General features: G+C 53.8%; 20 protein-coding genes and 1 riboswitch. Of the genes, 6 read left to right on the forward strand and 14 right to left on the reverse strand.

Going from position 1 to position 21741, the window contains the following annotated elements; translation table 11 throughout:
• Positions 1 to 61: 61 nt before the first annotated feature.
• From E308F_RS10015 to E308F_RS10035, 5 genes are all read left to right on the forward strand, one after another.
• Positions 62 to 1132 carry a glycosyltransferase family 4 protein gene (locus E308F_RS10015; RefSeq protein ID WP_373995960.1) on the forward strand — a complete coding sequence of 357 codons (1071 nt, stop codon included), beginning with the start codon at positions 62 to 64 and terminating at the stop codon, positions 1130 to 1132.
• Positions 1133 to 1153: 21 nt separating this feature from the next.
• Positions 1154 to 1855, forward strand: a complete 702-nt coding sequence (locus E308F_RS10020; protein WP_141264779.1) for a glycosyltransferase family 2 protein — start codon at positions 1154 to 1156, stop codon at positions 1853 to 1855.
• 121 nt (positions 1856 to 1976) lie between these two features.
• The gene (locus tag E308F_RS10025; protein WP_054936823.1) at positions 1977 to 2438 is read left to right on the forward strand and encodes a hypothetical protein; all 462 of its coding nucleotides are present in this window, start codon (positions 1977 to 1979) and stop codon (positions 2436 to 2438) included.
• 67 nt (positions 2439 to 2505) lie between these two features.
• Complete coding sequence (locus E308F_RS10030) at positions 2506 to 3624, forward strand: glycosyltransferase family 4 protein (RefSeq protein ID WP_141264780.1); 1119 nt, start codon at positions 2506 to 2508, stop codon at positions 3622 to 3624.
• Positions 3625 to 3661: 37 nt separating this feature from the next.
• Entirely contained in the window at positions 3662 to 4309 is a 648-nt protein-coding gene (locus tag E308F_RS10035) for a hypothetical protein (RefSeq protein ID WP_141264781.1), read from the forward strand.
• Between the two features lie 50 nt (positions 4310 to 4359).
• On the opposite strand, the gene glnA (E308F_RS10040) is transcribed toward E308F_RS10035, so the two are convergent.
• Positions 4360 to 5694 (reverse strand): type I glutamate--ammonia ligase, encoded by a 1335-nt coding sequence (glnA, locus tag E308F_RS10040; protein WP_172613618.1) that lies wholly within the window; start codon positions 5692 to 5694, stop codon positions 4360 to 4362.
• A 258-nt stretch (positions 5695 to 5952) separates the two neighbouring features.
• Between glnA (E308F_RS10040) and E308F_RS10045 the strand changes: the two genes are divergently transcribed.
• Positions 5953 to 6597, forward strand: coding sequence for a DUF1614 domain-containing protein (locus E308F_RS10045; protein WP_172613933.1), 645 nt, complete (start codon positions 5953 to 5955; stop codon positions 6595 to 6597).
• Positions 6598 to 6673: 76 nt separating this feature from the next.
• Here E308F_RS10045 and glnA (E308F_RS10050) read toward each other — a convergent pair whose 3' ends face one another.
• The 13 genes from glnA (E308F_RS10050) to der all read right to left on the reverse strand — a co-directional run bounded on the left by glnA (E308F_RS10050) (position 6674) and on the right by der (position 21719).
• On the reverse strand, positions 6674 to 8095 hold the full coding sequence (gene glnA / locus E308F_RS10050) for a type I glutamate--ammonia ligase (RefSeq protein WP_141264783.1): 1422 nt from the start codon (positions 8093 to 8095) through the stop codon (positions 6674 to 6676).
• 258 nt (positions 8096 to 8353) lie between these two features.
• Positions 8354 to 8692 carry a LysM peptidoglycan-binding domain-containing protein gene (locus tag E308F_RS10055; RefSeq protein ID WP_141264784.1) on the reverse strand — a complete coding sequence of 113 codons (339 nt, stop codon included), beginning with the start codon at positions 8690 to 8692 and terminating at the stop codon, positions 8354 to 8356.
• 67 nt (positions 8693 to 8759) lie between these two features.
• Positions 8760 to 9977 (reverse strand): aspartate kinase, encoded by a 1218-nt coding sequence (locus E308F_RS10060; protein ID WP_141264785.1) that lies wholly within the window; start codon positions 9975 to 9977, stop codon positions 8760 to 8762.
• A 34-nt stretch (positions 9978 to 10011) separates the two neighbouring features.
• Positions 10012 to 10902: a homoserine kinase gene (gene thrB / locus E308F_RS10065; protein ID WP_141264786.1), complete on the reverse strand. Its 891-nt coding sequence runs from the start codon at positions 10900 to 10902 to the stop codon at positions 10012 to 10014.
• A 75-nt stretch (positions 10903 to 10977) separates the two neighbouring features.
• Complete coding sequence (gene thrC, locus E308F_RS10070; RefSeq protein WP_141264787.1) at positions 10978 to 12024, reverse strand: threonine synthase; 1047 nt, start codon at positions 12022 to 12024, stop codon at positions 10978 to 10980.
• Positions 12021 to 13319: a homoserine dehydrogenase gene (locus E308F_RS10075; RefSeq protein ID WP_141264788.1), complete on the reverse strand. Its 1299-nt coding sequence runs from the start codon at positions 13317 to 13319 to the stop codon at positions 12021 to 12023. The genes thrC and E308F_RS10075 overlap by 4 nt, the downstream gene beginning before the upstream one ends.
• Positions 13320 to 13392: 73 nt before the next feature.
• Entirely contained in the window at positions 13393 to 14502 is a 1110-nt protein-coding gene (metX, locus tag E308F_RS10080; protein WP_141264789.1) for a homoserine O-acetyltransferase MetX, read from the reverse strand.
• A gap of 1 nt (position 14503) precedes the next feature.
• On the reverse strand, positions 14504 to 15793 hold the full coding sequence (locus tag E308F_RS10085) for a homocysteine synthase (protein WP_141264790.1): 1290 nt from the start codon (positions 15791 to 15793) through the stop codon (positions 14504 to 14506).
• Positions 15794 to 15877: 84 nt separating this feature from the next.
• Positions 15878 to 15993, reverse strand: a riboswitch (SAM riboswitch).
• A 78-nt stretch (positions 15994 to 16071) separates the two neighbouring features.
• Positions 16072 to 16815, reverse strand: a complete 744-nt coding sequence (locus E308F_RS10090) for a FadR/GntR family transcriptional regulator (RefSeq protein ID WP_141264791.1) — start codon at positions 16813 to 16815, stop codon at positions 16072 to 16074.
• A 217-nt stretch (positions 16816 to 17032) separates the two neighbouring features.
• Complete coding sequence (spoIVA, locus tag E308F_RS10095) at positions 17033 to 18511, reverse strand: stage IV sporulation protein A (RefSeq protein WP_141264792.1); 1479 nt, start codon at positions 18509 to 18511, stop codon at positions 17033 to 17035.
• Between the two features lie 278 nt (positions 18512 to 18789).
• Positions 18790 to 19797, reverse strand: coding sequence for an NAD(P)H-dependent glycerol-3-phosphate dehydrogenase (locus E308F_RS10100; RefSeq protein ID WP_141264793.1), 1008 nt, complete (start codon positions 19795 to 19797; stop codon positions 18790 to 18792).
• On the reverse strand, positions 19798 to 20382 hold the full coding sequence (plsY, locus tag E308F_RS10105) for a glycerol-3-phosphate 1-O-acyltransferase PlsY (protein ID WP_141264794.1): 585 nt from the start codon (positions 20380 to 20382) through the stop codon (positions 19798 to 19800). It abuts the gene before it with no gap.
• A gap of 20 nt (positions 20383 to 20402) precedes the next feature.
• Positions 20403 to 21719: a ribosome biogenesis GTPase Der gene (gene der / locus E308F_RS10110; RefSeq protein ID WP_141264795.1), complete on the reverse strand. Its 1317-nt coding sequence runs from the start codon at positions 21717 to 21719 to the stop codon at positions 20403 to 20405.
• Positions 21720 to 21741 lie beyond the last annotated feature (22 nt).

Genomic DNA, 21741 nt, shown 5'->3' on the forward strand with positions numbered 1-21741 from the left:
TGGAAAAGAAACGGGGTGATACTCCCTGGACCGGCAAATAGCCATTTTTACACCCAACCTGCTGGCCTGGAATGGTCAAGAACCAGTTATCGGGGGCCTGGAAAGATACCTCCACGCCCTGGCAGAACTCCTGACAGAGATGGGTTATGAAGTTTCCTTCCATCAGAACGCCCACCGGGATTTTCAAACTACTTTCCGCGGCTGGCCGGTATATGGCTACCGGGCCGATCAGCACCATTTGCACTTAACTGTTAAACGAATGGAGGAAACTGTCCGCGGGAGAGTGCTTTATTCCTCTATTCTCCAGCAAGTCTATTACCGACCCCGTTCTATTTGCATCTCCCATGGCGTCTGGTGGGAACTACCGGGTTACAGCCCGGCCCACGCCCGGGCTGCCTATGAAAACTATGTCGCTGCCGCCCTTATTCAGGCCACTTTAATCATATCTTGCGACTACAACTTTCTTAACGTTGCTCGGGCCATCTACCCTAATCTGGCCGACCAGAAGGTCCGGGTAATCCCAAACTTTGTCGATTTAAAGCAATTTTATCCCCGCGAAAAGGAACAACAGCCCAGGGTACGCGTCCTGTACCCGCGCCGGCTGGCCCCGGAACGGGGCTTTGACCTGTTGAAAGAGGTTATCCCTCCTTTACTGGCTGAGTACCCCGACCTGGAGTTTTACTTTGCCATTGATACAAATACCCCCCGGTACCTGGAGATTTTTCATGCCTGGCGGCAAAAAGAGGCCCATAACGGGCGTATTCTTTACAGTCATCCAGACTTTAACGCCATGCCGGAGGTTTATGCCGCTGCCGATATAGTTGTTATTCCCAGTATTTATTCGGAGGGTACCAGCTTTTCATGCCTGGAGGCCATGGCCATGGGTAAGGCTGTTATTGCCACCAATGTTGGCGGACTCACCAACCTGATTATCGATGGCTATAATGGCCTGTTAATCCATCCCTCCAGGGAATACCTGACCCAAGCCCTGCGCTTTTTAATCGATCACCCCCGGGAACGCCTGCGCCTCGGCGCCAATGCCGCTGCTACCGCCCGGGCCTTTGACCGTCGCCTCTGGGAAGCCCGCTGGCGGCAGTATATCAACAAGGTTTATCCTTTGGATAAGCAGTAGTTCGGAGGGAAAGCAAGTTCTATGCCCAAGGTTACGGCCATGATGATCGTCCGTAATGAAGCCAATCGTTATCTGGAGCGTTGCCTTAAAGCTTTGACTAACTATGTTGATGAGCTGGTCATCCTGGACGATGCCTCTACGGATGCTACTCCGGAGATCTGTTTGAATTTCCCCATGGTTAAACTTTATCGCCGCGATACCCCTTTATTTCTTAAGGATGAAGCTCAGTTGCGCTGCGAACTCTGGCACCATACTGTTGCTACCAACCCCGAATGGATACTGGCCATTGATGCCGATGAATTCCTGGAGACCAGGGTAGAACGGGAACTCCCTTATTTGTTAAAACAGGATCTCTTCCCAGCTATTAGCTTCCGCCTTTTTGATTGCTGGGGCAGTGAAGACTACTACCGCGTCGACGGCCTCTGGAATCCCTGGCTGCGTGGTTTTTCTATCTACCTCGTCAAGTACCAGCCCTGGCTGGATGCCGCCTGGCCATTACAAAAATTTCACTGCGGCCGCCTGCCTCTAGCCTACCGCCACCTGCCCCACCTGGAAAGCGATCTGAGGATCAAACACCTCGGCTGGGCCAACCCGGCTGACATCCGGGTTAAATACGAGCGCGCCGTTAGCCAGGATCCGACCTTTAAATATATGCCCCGGGAACATTATGAAAGCATCCTCTGGCCAGCGGATAAAATTCAGCTCGAAAAATGGCAGGACTAGATAACTTCTCCGTGCTAAGATGCATATAGTAATATTAATCCAGAAAAAGGAAAGACCCCCTTTGTTAATACCAAAAAGGCACAGGGGGAAAGAGAAAAGCTTGTAATAAGGAGTGATCTGCATGGCTCTAACCGCCAGTGCCACTGTTACTGGCAGTACGGCAGGAACTGCCGATGTAGCTCTAACCTTAAGCCCGACCACGGCTCTTTTTTCCCCGGCCAACCTGGTTCCCGGCCAGTCTGTCGGGTCGCCCCAGCTGCAAGTGTCAAATACCGGTACTGTAGACGAGTATTACTTTATCTTTGCTGACTGGAAGGAAGTAAGTCCTACTACTCCCCGCGAGGCCCAGTTACTTGCCGACCGCTTAAACATTTATATCGAAGCCAGCCCAGCAACAGTGCTCTATAATGGCACTCTTTCCGGTCTATACAACCAGCCTTCTAGTGGCCGCCTGCTGGTTTCTCCCTATGATGATCTGCTGACCTTCGTCGTCAGCCTGCCTAGTACTGCTGGTACCATAGCCCAGAACCTGGACTTGAGCGTCGATCTGGTCTTTACGGCCCAGGCTTCCCCCCTCGCTTAATGCCCTAGCCCGGCCCTTGGCCGGGCTTAATTTTGTAGAGCTGATTGCAAGAAGGTGAGAAAGAGATATGACGACTAAAAAGGTAGCTTTATTAACGACTAACTTTTTTCACCCTACTAACGAAAGAATTATTATGGGCGGTGCGGAGCGTTACCAGGTTGACCTCTGCCGCCTGCTCCGCGAGCTAGGTTTTTATGTTGAGGTCTGGCAGATAGGCAGCGGTTGGACCCGGGAATTCGATGGCGTGCGTATCCGCAGCATCCCGGTTTCTAAAAGCGAATACCATACCTTTCCCGATCTCAGTACAGCCTTTTACGAGAATTCCATGGCCTTTGATTACGCCATTTATTTCATCCTTACCCTGGCTTACCCCATAGCCCGGGAAAAAAGCATTGCCATTAGCCACGGGATCTTTTGGGATTGGCCGGGTTTCGACCTCATGGCCGGACGCCTGGAGGAACGCCAGGAATGGTTAAGGCGGCTTGGTATTGCCCTGACAGGGCCACAAAAATTAATCTCTGTAGATACCAACACCATTAACTTCTTCAATGCTACCCTCCCCGGCTTTTATCACAAATGGGAGTACATCCCCAATTATGTTGATACTGACCTTTTTCACCCACCTGAAGAGGAAAAAAATAGCACGGATACCATCCGTGTCCTCTTCCCCCGCCGGCTGGTTCCCGTTCGCGGGATTAATGAAACCATGCGGGCAGCAGAAAAATTGACGGCTCGCTATCCCTGGATTGAATTTCATTTTTGTGGACGCGGCCATGATGACAACGCCGAAAGGCTCATGTCCCAGTGGATTGCTACCCAGGAACGTTGTTTTTACTACTGGAAGCCCCTGGAGATGATGCCTGAGGTTTACCGCCAGGCGGATATTGTCATCATCCCTTCACGCTCTACCGAAGGCACGAGTCTGGCCGCCCTGGAGGCCATGGCCAGCGGCCGGCCGGTAATTGCCGGCCTGGCAGGTGGCTTGAGCGACATTGTTTTGCACGGCTACAATGGTTATCTAATTAAACCGACTGTGGAAAATCTGGTGGCGGCCATCGAAGATTTGGCCCGGGATAAAGCTAAAAGGCAGATCATGGGCCAGAGGGCTCGGGAAGTGGCTCTGACTTTCAACCGTAAGATATGGTCCGAGCGTTGGGCCAGGGTTCTGGAAACAGTTTTTCGCTAATTGTCTGGTTTTGGACTCACCGGGTGGGTGAAGGTATGTGTCCTTTACAGCTCCTACTGTGGCCAATAAAGGAAACCTTTTCCATGTCGGTCCCAGTCCGATTATCCTGGTAACGGTGCAAGAATGGGTGGTCTTTAATATCGTGCAATCTACTTTGCTGTTAATTCCAACCTGGGGAATACAGCCAGTAAGTCCGCCTGCACATGCGCTTGCTGCCCATGCCGACCGGCCTTTATTACTTGAGGAACTACAGCCGGGGATTGAATTAATCACTGCGGAAAGGGTGCTGGATTCGGTTTACCTGGCCACGGATAATTTATTCCAGTGGTCTTATAGTTCCTCCTCACCTACCCCAGGCGTGCCGGTTAAAGTTATTGCCTGCTGTGCTAAAAATATTACCGTCAGACATCAACTGGTGCCCATTTCTTCTGGCAGCTATGCCCTGGCGAGGGCTTTCTACAATTATGAAGTTCTTGTGACCTATGCCGATGCTGCCGGCCACACTGCTACCATTACCCTTATGTCCGGGCCCCGCTGGCAGCGGGCCTTTGTTTCCCCCGGATCGGGCCGCCTGGAGGTACAGGTCAAGGTAGCCTGTTCACGTATTGAGATCACCACTCCACCTGCCCCGAAACCCGGGCCGGCCTTACCGTATAATCCGGTCCGGGTATGGGTTTGGGTGTAACAACCCGGGCGTGTCTCTGGTCGCGAAATTGGCGGCACCTCATGCTGATTTCAAAACATGGTCAAATATTGCTCTACTTCCCACTGATGGACCTGGACGCGGTACTCGTCCCATTCTTTTTCTTTGGCTTCGACAAAGCGTTCATAGATATGATCGCCCAGGGCTTCCCTGATTACATTATCACGTGAAAGCTCGTCCAGGGCTTCCTTCAGGTCCTCCGGCAGGCTGCCGATACCCAGGTCGCGGCGTTCGGCCGCCGTCATTTCGTAGATATTGCGCTCTACAGGTGCAGGGGGCTGGATCTGCTTTTTTATCCCGTCCAGGCCGGCTTTGAGCATGACGGCCAGGGCCAGGTAAGGATTGCAGGCCGGGTCGGGGTTGCGCAATTCTATTCTAGTTGAGGCCCCGCGCTTGGCCGGTACGCGAATCAAGGGGCTGCGATTGCGGGGGGACCAAGCGATATAGACCGGGGCCTCAAAACCTGGTACCAGGCGTTTGTAGGAATTGACGGTCGGGTTGGTAACAGCTGCCATGGCCCGGGCATGGTGCATCAGGCCGCCGATATAGTAATAAGCTGTCTGGCTTAGTTGTAAGGGATCTCCAGGATCATAAAAGGCGTTCTGCCCGTCTTTGAACAGAGACTGGTGGGTATGCATGCCCGAACCGTTAATGCCGGCTACCGGTTTGGGCATAAAGGTGGCATGAAGGCCATGGCGCTGGGCGATGGTGCGGACAACAAATTTAAAGGTAGCGATTTTATCGGCCGTGGCCAGGGCGTTATCGTATTTGAAGTCAATCTCATGCTGGCCCGGGGCAACCTCATGATGGGAAGCCTCGATTTCAAAGCCCATGGCTTCCAGGGCCAGGACCATATCCCGGCGGGCGTCTTCGCCCAGGTCAACCGGTGACAGGTCAAAGTAACCGGCCTGGTCATGGGTTTCTAGGGTGGGCTTACGGCCATCGGTATGGAACAGGAAAAATTCCGCCTCGGGGCCGGCATACATGGTATAACCCATAGCTTCCGCCTCGGCCAGGACTTTTTTAAGCACTCCCCGGGGGCAACCGGCAAAGGGAGTGCCGTCAGGGTTATATACATCGCAGATAAGTCTGGCTACCGCCCCGTCTGCCGGCCGCCAGGGAAAGATCGCAAAGGTAGAGGGGTCGGGCCTGAGATACATATCGGATTCTTCGATGCGGACGAAACCGTGGATGGAAGAGCCGTCAAACATTAATTCGCCGTCAAGGGCTTTCGGTAATTCCTTGGTAGTTATAGCAACATTCTTTAAAACCCCGAAGATGTCGGTAAACTGCAGGCGGATAAAACGGACGTTAAGTTCCTTTACCCGCTGAAGAATATCATCCCTGGTCAGTTTTTCATTTATCATCAAAAATCCCCCAGTTAAAATTTTCCCAAAAGCAAAAAGCCCTCTTAAGCTACTGCTTTCCATAGCTTCAGAGGGCTTCTTTACCCCTTTGGGAACGCCATTGCTCCCGTTTAAGGTTTTTACCGGTTACTGACTTTTGCAGTTATTATATCATACTTTATAGAGCCGTCAAGCTTTTTTATGATAGAATATTTACGACGGCCCGGGGATAAAATGGATTAGCAAGGTTAACCGGGTACAAATATCATTGGGGTGATTATAAAAATGTTGTGGTCGCTACTATTCCTTTTTTTATTTATCCCCATGCTGCTGGCTTCCCTTTTCCTCAATTTAGCCGTTTTTTCCTTTGCCCGGCTGGGACTGACACCGGCAGGAGCTTTTGCTTTGCTTGCCGCTTCAATCATTGGCGGGCTCATTAATATCCCTATTTCCCGCCGGCGTCTTTATGTTGAACAACCCCAGTTCGGTCGCTTCCCCTTCTTTTTCTATTACCTGCCCCAGGTGAGCTACCAGCTCCTGTGCGTTAACGTCGGCGGGGCGGTGATCCCCGTCCTCTTTTCCCTCTACCTCCTGGCCACCCGCGCACCATTAATACCGGCCCTGCAGGCTACGCTTATTGTTACCATTGTAGCCAAGGTTCTGGCCCGGGTAGTACCGGGAGTGGGTATTTCCATACCTACCTTTATCCCGCCCATTGTCGCCGCCCTGGCCGCCATTATCGTTTCTCCCCATAATGCCGCCCCGGTGGCCTACATTGCCGGCGCTCTGGGCACCCTCCTGGGAGCCGACATTTTAAACCTCGGCGCCATCCGCAGCTTGCGCTCCCAGGTGGTCAGCATCGGCGGCGCCGGCGTCTTTGACGGCATTTTCCTGGTGGCTTTAGCCGCTTCTTTATTAAGTTAAAGTATTGAATTAAAGCTGCCTGTAGGGGACAACAAACCCTGCCCTTACTGGCAGCAGGGCAGGGTGAATACTTTGCCTAAATATCGTAGTACAGGACAAACTCGTAGGGATGGGGCCGGAGTTTAACCTGGCTGATTTCCTTTTTCGTTTTGTATTCAATCCAGCTATTGATAAGGTCCTCGTCAAAGACGCCGCCCTGAAGTAAAAACTCGTGATCATTTTGCAGGGCGGCAAGGGCTTCTTCCAGGGAGCCCGGCAGGGAGCTTATCCTGGCTGCTTCTTCCGGCGGTAAATCGTAAATGTCTTTATCCAGGGGTTCACCCGGATGAATCTTGTTTTTAATCCCGTCGATACCGGCCATTAAAAGGGCGGCAAAGGCGAGGTAGGGGTTGCAGGAAGGATCGGGCGGCCGGTATTCGATTCTCTTGGAGTTCGGGCTGTTGGAATACATGGGAATACGGATGGCCGCGCTGCGGTTGCGCTGGGAGTAAACCAGGTTCACCGGGGCTTCAAAGCCGGGCACCAGCCGCTTGAAAGAATTGGTGGTGGGGCTGCAGAAGGCAGCCAGGGCCGGGGCGTGCTTCAACAACCCGCCGATATAGTAAAGGGCGGTTTCGCTTAGACCGGCGTAGCCACCGGCGTCAAAGAATAATGGCCGGCCGTCTTTCCACAGGCTCTGGTGGACGTGCATCCCCGAGCCGTTGTCCTGGAACACCGGCTTGGGCATAAAGGTAGCCGTTTTGTTATGCTTGATGGCTACGTTTTTGACCACATATTTAAACATCATCAGCTGATCAGCCATCCGGGTGAGGGGTGCGTACTTCATATCAATTTCACCCTGCCCGGCCGTGGCTACCTCATGGTGGTGAGCCTCCACGGCGATGCCCATCTCTTTGAGCAATAACACCATTTCTGTACGCAGGTTTTGCAGGGTATCAGTAGGGGGAACCGGGAAATACCCTTCCTTATAGCGCGGCCGGTAGCCGAGGTTGGGATGGCCGTTCATTTCCGCTCCCGAATTCCAAAACCCTTCTATGGAGTCAATGAAGTAGTAGCCGGCATACTGGCTGTGATCAAAACGAACGTGATCGAGGATGAAGAACTCGGCCTCCGGACCCCAGAAACTGGTATCGGCAATACCCGTTTCTTTGAGATAGGCCTCCGCCTTCTGGGCTATAAAGCGGGGATCGCGATTGTAGTTCTTACCAGTCACCGGGTCATAGACGTTACAGATCAGGCTCAATGTCGGGATTTCGCAAAAGGGATCAATAAAGGCTGTTCCCGGATCGGGAATGAGGATCATGTCGCTTTCATTAATGGTTTTAAAGCCGCGAATACTGGAACCGTCAAAACCTACGCCGCTGGTAAAAACCTCTTCCCCAAACTGTTCTCTGGGGACCGTGAAATGCTGCCATGTGCCTGGCAGGTCGATAAATTTCAGGTCAACCATCTGAACATTGTTTTCCCTGGCCATGGCGAGGACTTCTTTAGCCGTCATACTCTTGGTGAAACCCCTTTCATTATTAAATTATAGTCTTGGTCTACCATTTTCGTCCTCCCAGGAACAAGCTTTTCCTTACACCTCCCTCTGCTCTAGGAAAAAAGAAAGACGCCCCATCGAGGTTTTTTACCCCTGGAGCGTCTTTGCTCACTCTGGCATGCATCGCCGTTTGATTTAATAAGTTTAAGGACATCCTTGCCCTTTGCTATTAATATATACCACAATTAAATTTTTTGCAAGCACAAATTCAGCAATTTACCCTGGCAGGCAGATATTCTGGCCGACCTGGAGATTGTAGGGATCTACATGGGGATTTAGTTCCAGCAACTTTTCTACCGTCGTCCCGGTGGCCCGGGCAATGCTGTACAGGGTGTCGCCGGGAGCAACCTGCCAGTATACGCCCGAGGGACAGGGCGGTTCGTTAGGCAGGCAGAGCACCTGGCCAATCTGCAAATTATAAGGATCAATCCCGGGATTCAGGCGTTCCAGTTCGGCTACCGTAGTACCAATCCGTAAGGCTATTTGATACAGGGTATCCCCCGCTTCCACCCGCCAGTAACGGCCGGATGGGCAGGGTACTTCAAAAAAGCCCACGTACAACCACCCCTTGCAGGTTATCTTCCTGCATCTTATGCGTGGGCTCAAAGAAAGGTACTAACGTTTATTCCTTGTCCAGGCCGAAGCGGCTGTGGAGGGCCTGCATGGCCCTGGTCAGGTACTCTTCATCAATGATGCAGGAAACCTTGATCTCGGAGGTGCTGATCATATGGATATTGATCCCTTCCTCCGCCAGGCAGGCAAACATCTCAGCGGCTACGCCGGGATTGGTAATCATACCGGCGCCGACAATGGACACCTTGGCCACTTTATCATTATAAGTTACCTTGCTGGCACCGATCTCGGCGCGCACCCTTTCGGTAACCTCAACTGCCTTGCGGAGATCGTTGCGGCCCACGGTAAAGGCAATATCGTTGATACCGTCTCGCATGGCACTCTGGACGATCATATCGACATTAATGCTTTCTTTGGCAAGGGCAACAAATAAGGCTTTGGCAATCCCCGGCCGGTCGGGAACATCGTGAAGGGCAATCCGGGCAACATTCCGATCGCCGGCTACGCCGCTGACCACCATTTTCTTTTCCATTTCGGTCACCTCTTTCACCAGGGTTCCTTCATTATAGTTAAAGCTGGAACGTACCTCTAAAACCACATGGTTCAGCTTGCCGAACTCCACTGAGCGGGGCTGCAGCACCTGGGCGCCGAGACTGGCCAGTTCCAGCATTTCGTCGTAGGAGATAACCGGGAGTTTCCTAGCTGCCGGTACTATCCGGGGGTCCGCCGTATAGACGCCATCCACATCAGTATAAATCTGGCAAACGTCAGCCTTCAGGGCAGCAGCTACGGCTACGGCCGTCGTATCCGAACCTCCCCGGCCCAGGGTCGTAATTTCATTATCGCCAGTTCTGCCCTGGAAACCGGCAACAATGACAATTTTTCCTTCCGCCAGCTCCCGGTGCAGGCGATCACAGCTAACCTCCAGGATACGGGCTTTGGTGTGGACATTATCGGTTAAAATGCCCACCTGAGGCCCTGTCAGGGAAATGACCGGTTCACCGAGTTCATGGATGGCCATGGCCAGCAGGGCAATAGAGGTCTGCTCTCCCGTAGCCAGGAGCATATCCATTTCCCGGGCCGGTGGGTTGGGACTGATCTCGTGGGCCATAGCGATCAGGTCGTCGGTCATATCTCCGGGGGCCGAGACAATGACCACTACATCATTGCCCGCCCGGCGGGTGTCTACCACCCGGCGGGCTACACTTTTGACCCGTTCGGGCCCATTAACGGAAGTTCCGCCGTATTTTTGAACTATAAGTGCCATAAAGAACCTCCTGTAAAAGAGATGTGAGAGGATATTAAACGATCAATGCGCCCTGGGAGCACGGGGCTAGCTCTTTCACGGTACAGGCCACCCCATGGCGGGCAAAGGCTGCCGTCATGGCCTGTCCTACCTCGGGCTTGCGGCCATGGCAAAAAGCAATTACCGACGGCCCGGAACCGCTTAAAGTGACAGCCAGGGCCCCGGCCTCCCGGGCGGCGGCAAAAACATCCCTCATCCCCGGCACCAGGGACAAGCGGTAGGGCTGATGCAGTTTATCCTCCATCATTTTTCCCATTAACTCCAGGTCACCGGCCTGGACGGCGGTCAGGAGGAGACCTACCCGGCTGAGGTTAAAGACAGCATCACTTAAGGCCACCCTGGCCGGCAGGACACCCCGGGATATCCTGGTTGACAGGGTGAACTGGGGAATAGCAACCACGGTCATTAAGCCTGCCGGCGGTTCCAGGCGCCGGCAGTAGACCTTATTCCCCTCCCTGGCGGCTACTACCAGGCCGCCTAAAATAGCCGGGGCCACATTATCGGGGTGCCCTTCCAGTTCCGTAGCCAGATTTACCAGATCATCCCGGCTTAATGGTTCACCGAGAAGGGCATTGGCTCCAACAAGCCCTCCCACCAGGGCTGCTGCGCTGGAGCCCAGGCCCCGTGCTATGGGGATGTTATTATGCATTGCTATTTTTAAATTAACGGCTACCCGCCTGACGCGTGCAAAAACGGCCATGGCCGCCCGGTAAGCTATATTTTCCGGTCCCCGGGGTATGGTTGCCTCGCCTTCACCGGTTACGGTAATCTCCAGGTCAGGAGCTGCTTCGATTAGCAGTTCATCGTAAAGGTCCAGGGCCATACCCAGGGTATCAAACCCCGGCCCCAGGTTGGCTGTTGTAGCCGGCACCCGTACCAGTGGCATAACTTATCCTACCTTCATTTCTCCATCTCCAGGGCAAAACTTTAAAGTGCTCTGCCCCCTGATATTGCTGCATGCTTACAATATTACTTCTACTATCCTGGCCTCTTCAGGCGGCAGGGATATAGGTTCGGCCACTTGTTTAATGGCAATATTGGGATCCTTCAGGCCGTGACCGGTCAATACGCAGACGACACGGTCGCCCTGGTGAAAATAGCCTTTTTTAACATACTTGATTACCCCGGCCAGGGAAGCGGCCGAAGCCGGTTCGGCAAAGATGCCCTCGGCTGTAGCCAGCAGGCGCTGGGCCGCCAGGATTTCTTCATCGCTGACACAGTCGATAAAGCCACCGGATTCTTTCGCCGCCCGTACGGCCGGCTGCCAGCTGGCCGGGTTACCAATGCGGATGGCCGTGGCCACCGTTTCCGGGTTGGGCACCACTTCGCCCCGCACAATGGGCGCCGCGCCTTCGGCCTGGAAGCCAATCATTTTCGGCAAAAAATGACTCCGACCGGCCTGGTAATACTCATTAAAGCCCTTCCAGTAAGCAGTAATGTTGCCGGCGTTGCCTACAGGGATGGCCAGGTAATCGGGCGCCTCGCCAAGCCAATCGCAAACCTCGAAGGCAGCCGTTTTTTGCCCTTCAATACGGAAAGGGTTAATGGAATTAACGAGAGTAATAGGATGTTTGGCCGTAATCCGGCGTACCAGCTTCAGGGCGTCGTCAAAATTACCCTGGATGGCAATCACCCTGGCGCCGTAAAAAAGAGCCTGCGCCAGTTTCCCCAGGGCGATGTTGCCTTCTGGTATAAGAACGCTGCACTTTAAGCCGCAACGGGCGGCATAGGCGGCAGCCGAAGCTGACGTATTTCCCGTCGAAGCACACATAATGGCCTTTGACCCGGCCTCCATAGCTTTGGCCACCGCCATGACCATGCCCCGGTCCTTAAAGGAACCGGTGGGGTTAAGCCCCTCATACTTGAAATAGAGTTTTATCCCCAGCTCCCGGGAAAGATTACCGGCGGCTATCAGGGGAGTGTTCCCCTCCTGTAAAGTAATCAAGGGAGTTGCCTCCGTCACCGGCAGGAACTCCCGGTAAGCGCGAATAACCCCCGGCCAGCTCAACTACTTTCTCCTCCTTCTACCCGCAAAACGCAGGCTATTTCTTTAACAACTGGCAGACCGGCTAAGACACCAAGAGCATCCTTCAGGTTTTGCTCCCGGACACGGTGGGTAATGAGTACTAGCTCGGCCAGTTCCCCCAACATCCGCTCCTGGATGACCGAGGCCAGACTGACTTCTCGGTCACCAAACACGCCGGCGATACTGGCCAGGACCCCCGGCCGGTCGACAACAACCAGTCGTAAGTAATACTTTGTATTGATTGCTCCTATAGGTTTCAGGGGTTTGTCATAAAAGCAGGTACAGGATATGCGGCCCCGGGTTTTGTACTGGAGGTTGCGGGCTGCTTCTATAATATCGCCCACCACAGCGCTGGCCGTAGGCATGGAACCGGCCCCCCGGCCGTAAAACATAGTTTCCCCTACGGCATCGCCTTCCACGAAAATGGCATTAAAAACATCGCTCACTGCCGCCAGGGGATGGTTTATAGGTACCAGGGCCGGGTGGACCCGTACTTCGATTCCCTCTTCGTCTTCGCGGGCAATTCCTAAGAGCTTAATGGCATAACCCAGGTCGGCGGCGTAACTGATGTCCTGGGCAGTCAGGTGGCTGATGCCTTCCCGGTAAACATCCGGGTAAGTAATGCGGGTACCAAAGGCAATGGAAGCCAGAATGGCCATTTTGCGGGCGGCATCGTCACCTTCAATATCGGCTGCCGGATCGGCCTCGGCATAACCCAGGGCTTGGGCTTCCCGAAGGACTTCTTCAAAATCACGGCCTTCCCGGCTCATCTTGGTGAGGATATAATTGGTGGTCCCGTTGACGATGCCCATGACCTGGCGGATACGGTTGCCGGCCAGGCATTCCTTCAAGGGGCGAATAATGGGAATGCCACCACCTACACTGGCTTCAAAAAGAAGATCAACGCCGCTGGCCGCAGCGGCATCAAAAAGCTCCTTGCCGTGAAGGGCGAGGAGATCCTTGTTGGCCGTAACCACGCTTTTGCCCCGGCTGATTGCCTTGAGGAGGTATTCCCGCGCCGCGCCGGTGCCGCCCATAACTTCTACTATAATATGAATATCCGGGTCGGCCAGGATCGTTTCCGGTTCGGTAGTAAGCAAGTCGGGACTGACTTCTACCTGGCGAGGTCGATGCCTGTCCCGTACCAGGATGCGGCTGATTTTCAAAGGCCGGCCCAGCTTCTGGGCGATGGCAGCCCCGTTCTGTCGCAGGAGCTGGACCACGCCGCTGCCCACGGTACCCAGGCCCAGGAGGCCGATATTTATTGGTCCTGACACACCTTCACTCTCCTTGTACCTTTCAATTTTACCTTATCCCTCAATGTTGGGCAATACTTTTTATCCAATCGAGTCAGAGCTTAACCTGGCGGAGGTAAGGTTTAATAATAGCCTCCAGCTGTTTAAATTCAATAAGAAAGGCGTCATGACCATAGGGAGAATTGAGTTCCATGTACTGGGCGCGACCGCCGCTGGCATTAATTAGACTGACAATCTCTTTCACCTGGTAGGGAGGGAAAAGAAAATCGCTGGATATGCCTATCCCCAGACATGGAGGTAAATTATGCCATACTTCAGTATAATTTCCCCGGCCCCGGCTGACATCATGGAGATCAATAGCTTTGGTCAAGTAGAGATAAGCATTGGCGTCAAAGCGCTGGACCAGCTTTCTCCCCTGGTAAGCCAGGTAGCTTTCCACTTCAAACTGGCCCTCAAGCTGGTAGTATTTTCCCGGGTCCACCACGGTCCGGCCGAATTTCATGGTCCAGGAAGGGTCGCTCTTATAAGTAATGGTCCCTATCCGCCGGGCCAGGGCCAGTCCCCGCTGGGGTCCCGGGGTGCCATAATAGTCGCCACCCTTCCAGTCAGGATCGGCGTAAATAGCTTCTCGCTGGACATTGTTGAAAGCTATCTGCATAGGTGTCGTCCGGCCGCAGGTGGCAATGGGGATAATGGCTGTTACCATTTCCGGGTAAAGGAAACCCCATTCCAGGACCTGCATACCGCCCATGGAACCGCCGATGGCCGCTACCAGATGTTTCACGCCCAGGTAATCCAGCAGTATTTTCTGGGCCCGAACCATGTCACGAATAGTAATTATTGGAAAATCTAGACCATAGGGCCTGCCGCTGGCCGGGTTTATGCTGGCTGGTCCTGTAGTCCCATAACAGCTGCCCAGGACGTTGGCACAGATCACGAAATAACGCCCGGTATCCAGAGCCCTGCCCGGTCCCACCAGGGGGTCCCACCAGCCGGGCAGCCGGTCGTCCGGGGAATGGCGGCCGGCAATATGGGCGCTGCCGGTAAGGGCATGGAGAACCAGGACGGCGTTATCCCCGGCAGCATTCAGCTCGCCATAGGTTTCATAGGCTATGGTAAGGGGGCCCAAACGGGCCCCGCTTTCCAGCTGCAGGCTTCCCGGCCAGTTATAAAACCGGGTGGTAACAATACCTACATCGCCCATACTATAACCTGCTCCTGCTCAGGGCCTGATCCAGGTCGGCAATGAGGTCGTCGACATCTTCCAGGCCAATGGAGAGGCGGACCAGATCCTCAGTTACGCCTGATGCCAGCTGCTCCTCGGGCGTTAATTGCTGGTGGGTAGTGCTGGCCGGGTGGATGACCAGGGACTTGGCGTCACCGACATTGGCCAGGAGAGAGAACAGTTTCAGGCTGTTGATAAATTTTTTCCCTGCTTCCCTGCCACCTTTAATACCAAAGGTTAAAATCGCCCCTGCTCCCCGGGGGAGGTACTTTTGCACCAGTTCATAGGAGGGGTGGTTGGGCAAGCCGGGGTAACTTACCCAGGCGACGGCCGGGTGTTCTGCCAGCCAGCGGGCAATCTGCAAGGCATTCTGGACGTGCCGCTCCATACGTAAGGGCAGGGTTTCCAGGCCCTGGAGAAAAAGGAAAGCATTGAAGGGACTTAAAGCCGGTCCCATGTCGCGCAGGAGCTGGGCCCGCGCCTTGACGATATAGGCCGCCGGCCCGAAAGCCTTCAGATAACTGAGACCGTGATAACTGGGGTCCGGATCCACCAGGCCGGGAAAATTACCGTTGTCCCAGTTGAATTTACCGGCATCGACAATGACACCGCCTATGGAGGTGCCGTGGCCGCCGATAAACTTGGTGGCTGAATGAACCACGATATCGGCACCGAAGGCAATGGGCTGGCATAAATACGGCGTGGCAAAGGTATTGTCAACGATCAGGGGTATGCCAGCCGCGTGGGCGATGGCCGCCAGGGCTTCCAGGTCCGGTACGTCCAGTTTGGGGTTGCCTATAATCTCTACATAAATGGCACGGGTGTTGTCGTTAATGGCCCTCCGGTAATCTTCCGGATCGGTACTGTCGACGAAGCGGACCTTGATGCCGAATTTTGGCAGGGTGTAATTAAAGAGGGTGAAGGTGCCGCCGTAAAGGCTGGTGGAAGCCACGATTTCCTGCCCGGCGGTGGCAATATTGGCAATGGCCAGGGTGATAGCCGCCTGGCCGGAAGCCGTAGCCAGAGCCCCCACCCCACCTTCCAAAGCAGCCATTCTTTTTTCGAAAACATCGGTAGTGGGGTTCGTGATCCGGGTGTAAATGTTGCCGGGTTCGCTTAAGGCAAAGAGGGTCGCCGCATGGTCGGCATCCCGGAAAACGTAGGAAGTGGTCTGGTAAATGGGTACGGCTCGCGCTCCCGTAGCCGGGTCTGGTTCCTGGCCGGCGTGGACCGCCAGGGTGGCAAAACGGTACTGCTGCTGCTGGGACATAGATATTCCCCTCTCTTTTTAATTAGCCGGCTGCGGGGGAATAAAAAAGCCTCTCCGATAAGAAGAGGCATAATTTTCTTACCCCCCTTATCTCTCAGGGCATATGCCCTGCAGGAATTGGCACCTGTCGCCCCCGAAAAACCGGGACAGCGGGTTGCCGGGTTTCATCGGGCCAGTCCCTCCACCACTCTTGATAAGAGTTTTTAGTTCCTGTATTAAGTTAAGCCAGCTTGATATACACTATAAACCCTGTTTTAGCTGATGTCAAGGATTTTTATTTATCCCTCGCGCCAGGCGGCGGCTACCTGCTCCTCGACGTCTTCCAAGTGCCGCAACATGGCAGCCGCAGCCCCTTCGCCATCACGGTTAAGCAAAGCCTTTACTATCTCATAGTGTTCATCGACCGAGCGTTCACCGCGCCCGGGAATGGCCAGGCTGCGGGAGCGGCTGTCAGCCAGGAGATCGAGCATGCTGTGCATCAAGCGCACCAGGACGGTATTGCCGGTGGCCTGGGCCAACCGGTAATGGAAATTGCTGTCATGCCCGGCGAGGAGGGAAAGGCGGCCGCTGCGCAGGCGGCCCAAATGTTCCCTGGTGGTGGTCACCATGCCGGCCAGTTCCTGGATATCAGCCTGGCTGGCCCTTTCCGCCACCCAGCGGGCCGCTTGGGGCTCCAACACTTTACGCACTTCAAATAAATGCAAAACGGTATCCCTGTTCACCGGCAGGTGGCTGGCAAAGCGCTTTAAGTATTCATCGGGATCCTGCTCGCTGATAAACGCCCCCTGGCCGTGACGGATGCTTACCAGGCCCTCGGCAGCCAGCATTTTTAAGGCTTCCCGGACGGAAGTACGGCTCACACCCAGCATTTCCGCCAGTTCCCGCTCGGCCGGCAGGCGATCGCCGGGTTTCATCCGCCCCTCAAAAATGCTTTTTTTGATTTCATCTACCACCCGGTGGTAGACGCTTTTGGGATTGCGGTTAATGGGCTGGAAAGGCCTGTCAATCGAACTATCGCGCAAGGTTTATCGCTCCTACCCGTGGGACAAGTGGTCTTACCTCTCTATTCATTGTACCATAACCAGGGGGAGCAGTAAATAACCACCTTACCCGGCTCCTTATATCTGGATAGTTAATCCCGATCCCGCCACTTATCATTGACAATGAGCAGTTACCGGGCCAGGACCGTAACGGCGGAAAAAATCCGGGGCGTTGCCCCGGTTACCGTTAGCCACCTGGCTAAATTATAATGCAGATTAGCCCGCCGCCACCGTCGTTGACAATGCGTTCTACTGTTTCCTGGAGCTTCACCTGGGCACTTTCCGGCATACGGTAGAGTTTACTCTGGATACCTTCCCGCACCAGTTCGCTCAAGGATTTGCCGAAAACATTGGTCTGCCAGATCTTCTGGGGGTTATCTTCAAACTCCTCCATGATGTATTTCACCAGGTCCTCACACTGCTTTTCAGTACCTATCAGTGGCGTTACCTCGGTAGTGATATCGGCGCGGATGAAGTGGTAAGATGGGGCTGTGGCTTTGAGCCTTACGCCGGAGCGACCACCTTGCTTGATAAGTTCCGGTTCGGCCAGTTCCATTTCTTCCTCGGTAGGCGTAACGACACCGTAACCGGTGTTGCGTACTTCCTGGATACCATAGGCGATTTTATCCCATTCTTTCTTGATGCCGGCCAGTTCCTGTATCCAGCGCAAGATATCCTGGTCACCATTGATGTCCAGGCCACTGACTTCCCGCAGGATTTGGTAGAAAAGCCCTTCCCTGGTCGCCAGGTCAATGTGGGCGGTACCGGTTCCCAGGTCCATATCCTTTAATGCTACCCGGGAAACATATTCATTTTCATTAAGCCTCTCAATAGCGCCATTGATATCTCGCAAACGCCGGACCTCCCCTACTGAATCCCGAACGGCATTTTCCAGTTGCTGTCTTAACCAGTGTTCGCCTGCCAGTTCATCCACCCAGCGGGGCAGGTTGACGTTGACCTCGGCCACCGGAAACTCATAGAGGGCCTCTTCCATGATATGCAGGATGTCTTCTTCGTTTAAATGCAGACAGTCCACCGGTAAGACCGGTACATCATAAGCGGACTCCAGTTCCCCCGCCAGGGTAATTGTGTCTTCCGCCAGGGGATGGACGGAATTGAGCAGGACGACGAAGGGCTTACCTAAATCCTTGAGTTCCCAGATGACCCGTTCCTCGGCATCGACGTAATCTTCTCGGGGAATCTCGGTAATACTGCCATCGGTGGTGACAACGATGCCAAGGGTGGCGTGGTCGTTGATTACCTTGCGCGTTCCTGTTTCCGCTGCTTCCTGGAAGGGTACCGGCTCTTCAAACCAGGGCGTCTGGACCATTCTGGGGCCCCCGCCCTCCTCATAACCCAGGGCGCCAGGAACAGTATAACCAACGCAATCTACCACCCGCACGCGCATCTTTAACCCTTCACGGATGGTAATCTCCACCGCTTCATTGGGAATAAATTTGGGTTCGGTGGTCATAATCATGCGCCCGGCGCCGCTCTGGGGCAATTCATCCCTGGCCCGGTCCCGTTCATTGGGATTTTTGATGTTAGGCAACACCAGCTTTTCCATGAATTGAGTAATAAAAGTCGACTTGCCACTGCGTACCGGCCCCATGACGCCGAGATAAATATCACCACCGGTACGTTCGGCTATATCCCGGAAAATATCCCGCTTTTCCACCCCGTATTCTCCCTCCCCAGGCCATTTAGTTTACCGTCCAGTCCTGCTGGCATGTTTTAACAATACATCTATATGACTTGACGGTCAGAATATGACCCAAAAATCATTTTTGGGGTCAACCTTTTACAAGTATATGCACCTGGGGACAAGAGAAGAACCTGCGGTGAATAGAAGATGGAGGTGAGAATTGGGAGGTAAGAGGTTTTAGGTTTGTCTGCCATGACAATTACTGCTTTACTATTACCTTCACTTTGGTTGTGCTCTGGCAAAATAAAGGTCTACCAGAGACCTGTTTCGACTTCGTGGGTACGTGGTCGCTCCATCAGGGCGGCCACACAGTCCCGCGCAGGTTTGCCCGCATAAAGAACCTGGTAAATCTCTTCGGTAATAGGCATCCGGATCTGGTACTGACGGGCTAGCTCCCGGGCTGCCGCCGTAGTCCGCACACCTTCGACTACCATGCCCATCCCGGACAGGACTTCGGCCAGGGCCTTGCCCTCTCCCAGCTGCATCCCGGCGCGACGGTTACGGCTATACATGCTGGTACAGGTGACAATCAAATCGCCAATACCACTTAAACCGGCAAAAGTCATGGCTTTGCCCCCCAGGGCTACCCCCAGCCGGGCAATTTCCGCCATACCCCTGGTCATTAGGGCAGCCCGGGCATTATCGCCCAAGCCCAGGCCATCAGCAATCCCTGTGGCCAGGGCAATAATATTTTTTAAAGCGCCGCCAAATTCGACCCCTGTTACATCGGGATTGGTATAAACGCGAAAGGTAGGGTCCATAAAAATATCCTGGACATATTCAGCTACATTCCTGTCAGCAGCAGCTACGACCACGGTAGTCGGCAGGCCGCGGCCAACTTCTTCTGCGTGGCTGGGGCCGGAAAGCACCGCCACCCGGGTAAAACCTTCTTCGGCCAGGACTTCTGATAAACGTTTTTTAGTGTCCAGTTCCAATCCTTTCGCAGTATTAACGACTATAGTTCCTGGAGGTAAAAAAGGTTTTACCTGCCGGGCTGTTAACCTGACGGCATGGGAAGGTACGCTCAAGACCACCAGGTCTGCATCCCTAGTGGCGGCCTGCAAATCAATCGTCGGCCTGATACCAGCAGGTAATTTCACCCCGGGTAAATATGCTTTATTTTCCTTAATTTCTTCCAGTTCAGCCACAACTTCCCGGCGCCTGGCCCACAGGTTCACCCGAAACCCCTTGCGGGCCAGTAAAATGGCCAGCGCTGTCCCCCAGCTACCGGCACCAATGACGGCAATAGTTCCGAGCAATTAACTTCGCTCCCCCAGTTTATGTTCGGTTCCAGCCAGGAGCCGTTTTATATTGGGACGGTGACGGTAAATAATCAGGGCTGTTCCGGCAAAGGTAAAAAGGGTGTAGGGCCAGGGCCGGTGAAAAAAGAGCATGAGAAAGGGGGCTAAGGCCGCAGCAATAATTGACCCCAGAGAGACATAGCGGGTAAAGACCACAATTATAAACCAGATCACCACCGCCCAAAAAATGGCAGACGGTGCCATGACCAGTACTGCCCCAGCAGTCGTGGCCACACCCCGACCACCTTCAAATTTCAGGAATATGGACCAGCTATGGCCGATTATGGCTACCATAGCCGTAAAGGCTGCCAGCCAGGGGCCTCCAAAAGCTTGCCCCAACCAGACAGCCAGCATACCTTTAAAGGTATCAGCTGCCAGTACCAGCAAGCCTGGAAAAGTACCCATGGTCCTTAAAGCATTGGTGGCGCCCACATTGCCACTGCCCCGTCGCCGAATATCAAAGCCGTAAACATAACGTCCCACCACATAGGCTGTGGGAACAGAACCGATAAGATAAGCAAGTACCAGGGCCAGCAGCCACATATTTTCCCCTCCATTTTAAATTATTGTCCCTTGCTGCGGCGGAACAGCAAGCGTAACGGTGTGCCTTCAAAGCCAAAAGCCTGGCGGAGCTGGTTTTCCAGGTAGCGCTGGTAGGAAAAATGGACATCTTCTGGACGGTTACAGAAAAAGATAAAGGTTGGGGGGTTAACCTTGACCTGGGTGGCGTAAAAGATTTTAACCGCCTGTCCTTTTACCGCCGGCGGTGGCGTGAGCATGACCGCTTCCTGCACTATGGAATTTAATGTGCTCGTAGCAACGTGACGGCTGGCTTCTGCTCCCACAGCATCAATGGCAGGTAAAATCCGGCCAACCCGTTGTCCTGTCAGGGCCGAAATAAAAAGGATAGGAGCATAGGACATAAAACTTAACTCTTCACGGATCATCTCCTCATAACGGGCCATTGTTTTATCATCCTTGGGCACCAAATCCCACTTATTTACTATTATTATAGAGGCTTTGCCCTGTTCATGGCCATAGCCGGCTATTTTTTTATCTTGTTCGGTAACGCCTTCGGTACCGTCCAGGACTACCAGGACTACGTCGGCCCGTTCCACCGCCTTCAGTGCCCGTAAAACGCTGTAATGTTCTGTTGGGTCAGCGATACGGCTCTTGCGACGCATACCGGCGGTATCAATAAGGATATACTCTCTTTCACCCTGGCGAATATATGTATCTATGGCATCCCTGGTAGTTCCCGGCAGTTCGCTGACGATGACCCGCTCTTCGCCCAGAAGGCGGTTGACGATAGAAGACTTACCCACATTGGGGCGCCCCACCACGGCTACTTTTAAGGCCATCCCGTCCTCTTCTGCAGCACTCTCCGGTAAGAGGTCAACTATCCTGTCCAGGAGATCGCCTATATTTAAACCGTGAATGGCAGAAATAGGCAAAGGATCTCCCAACCCCAGACGATAAAATTCGTGGATCAGGGTAGGATCGCTGAAGTCTTCGACCTTGTTGGCCACCAGGATTACCGGCCGCCCGGAGCGGCGTAATAGCTCTGCCACCTCATCATCATCGGCGGTCAGGCCGGTCCTGGCATCAACAACAAAAAGGATGACATCGGCTTCCTCCAGGGCCGTTTCGGCCTGGCGCCTTACCTGGACTACCAAGGGATCGTCTGATCTGGCGGCAATGCCGCCCGTATCAACCAGGGTAAACTGGCGACCCCGCCAATCGGCATCGTGGTAAAGGCGGTCCCGGGTTACTCCGGGGGTGTCTTCAACGATAGCCACCCGGGCGCCGGTGATGCGATTGAAAAGGGTTGATTTGCCCACATTGGGCCGGCCGACAATAGCTACTACCGGTTTAGGCAAAAAAGGATTCCTCCATAAAAAT

This window comes from Moorella sp. E308F, from assembly GCF_006538365.1.
In the GTDB taxonomy this organism is placed as follows: Bacteria; Bacillota; DSM-521; order Neomoorellales; family Neomoorellaceae; genus Neomoorella.

Coding starts and splice junctions, on each gene's coding strand:
- E308F_RS10020 (WP_141264779.1), top strand. CDS start 1,154: ATGCCCAAGGTTACGGCCATGATGATCGTCCGTAATGAAGCCAATCGT.
- E308F_RS10025 (WP_054936823.1), top strand. CDS start 1,977: ATGGCTCTAACCGCCAGTGCCACTGTTACTGGCAGTACGGCAGGAACT.
- E308F_RS10030 (WP_141264780.1), top strand. CDS start 2,506: ATGACGACTAAAAAGGTAGCTTTATTAACGACTAACTTTTTTCACCCT.
- glnA (WP_172613618.1), bottom strand. CDS start 5,694: ATGATAAATGAAAAACTGACCAGGGATGATATTCTTCAGCGGGTAAAG.
- glnA (WP_141264783.1), bottom strand. CDS start 8,095: ATGACGGCTAAAGAAGTCCTCGCCATGGCCAGGGAAAACAATGTTCAG.
- E308F_RS10060 (WP_141264785.1), bottom strand. CDS start 9,977: ATGGCACTTATAGTTCAAAAATACGGCGGAACTTCCGTTAATGGGCCC.
- thrB (WP_141264786.1), bottom strand. CDS start 10,902: ATGCCACTGGTACGGGTGCCGGCTACAACAGCCAACCTGGGGCCGGGG.
- metX (WP_141264789.1), bottom strand. CDS start 14,502: ATGGGCGATGTAGGTATTGTTACCACCCGGTTTTATAACTGGCCGGGA.
- E308F_RS10085 (WP_141264790.1), bottom strand. CDS start 15,793: ATGTCCCAGCAGCAGCAGTACCGTTTTGCCACCCTGGCGGTCCACGCC.
- plsY (WP_141264794.1), bottom strand. CDS start 20,382: ATGTGGCTGCTGGCCCTGGTACTTGCTTATCTTATCGGTTCTGTTCCC.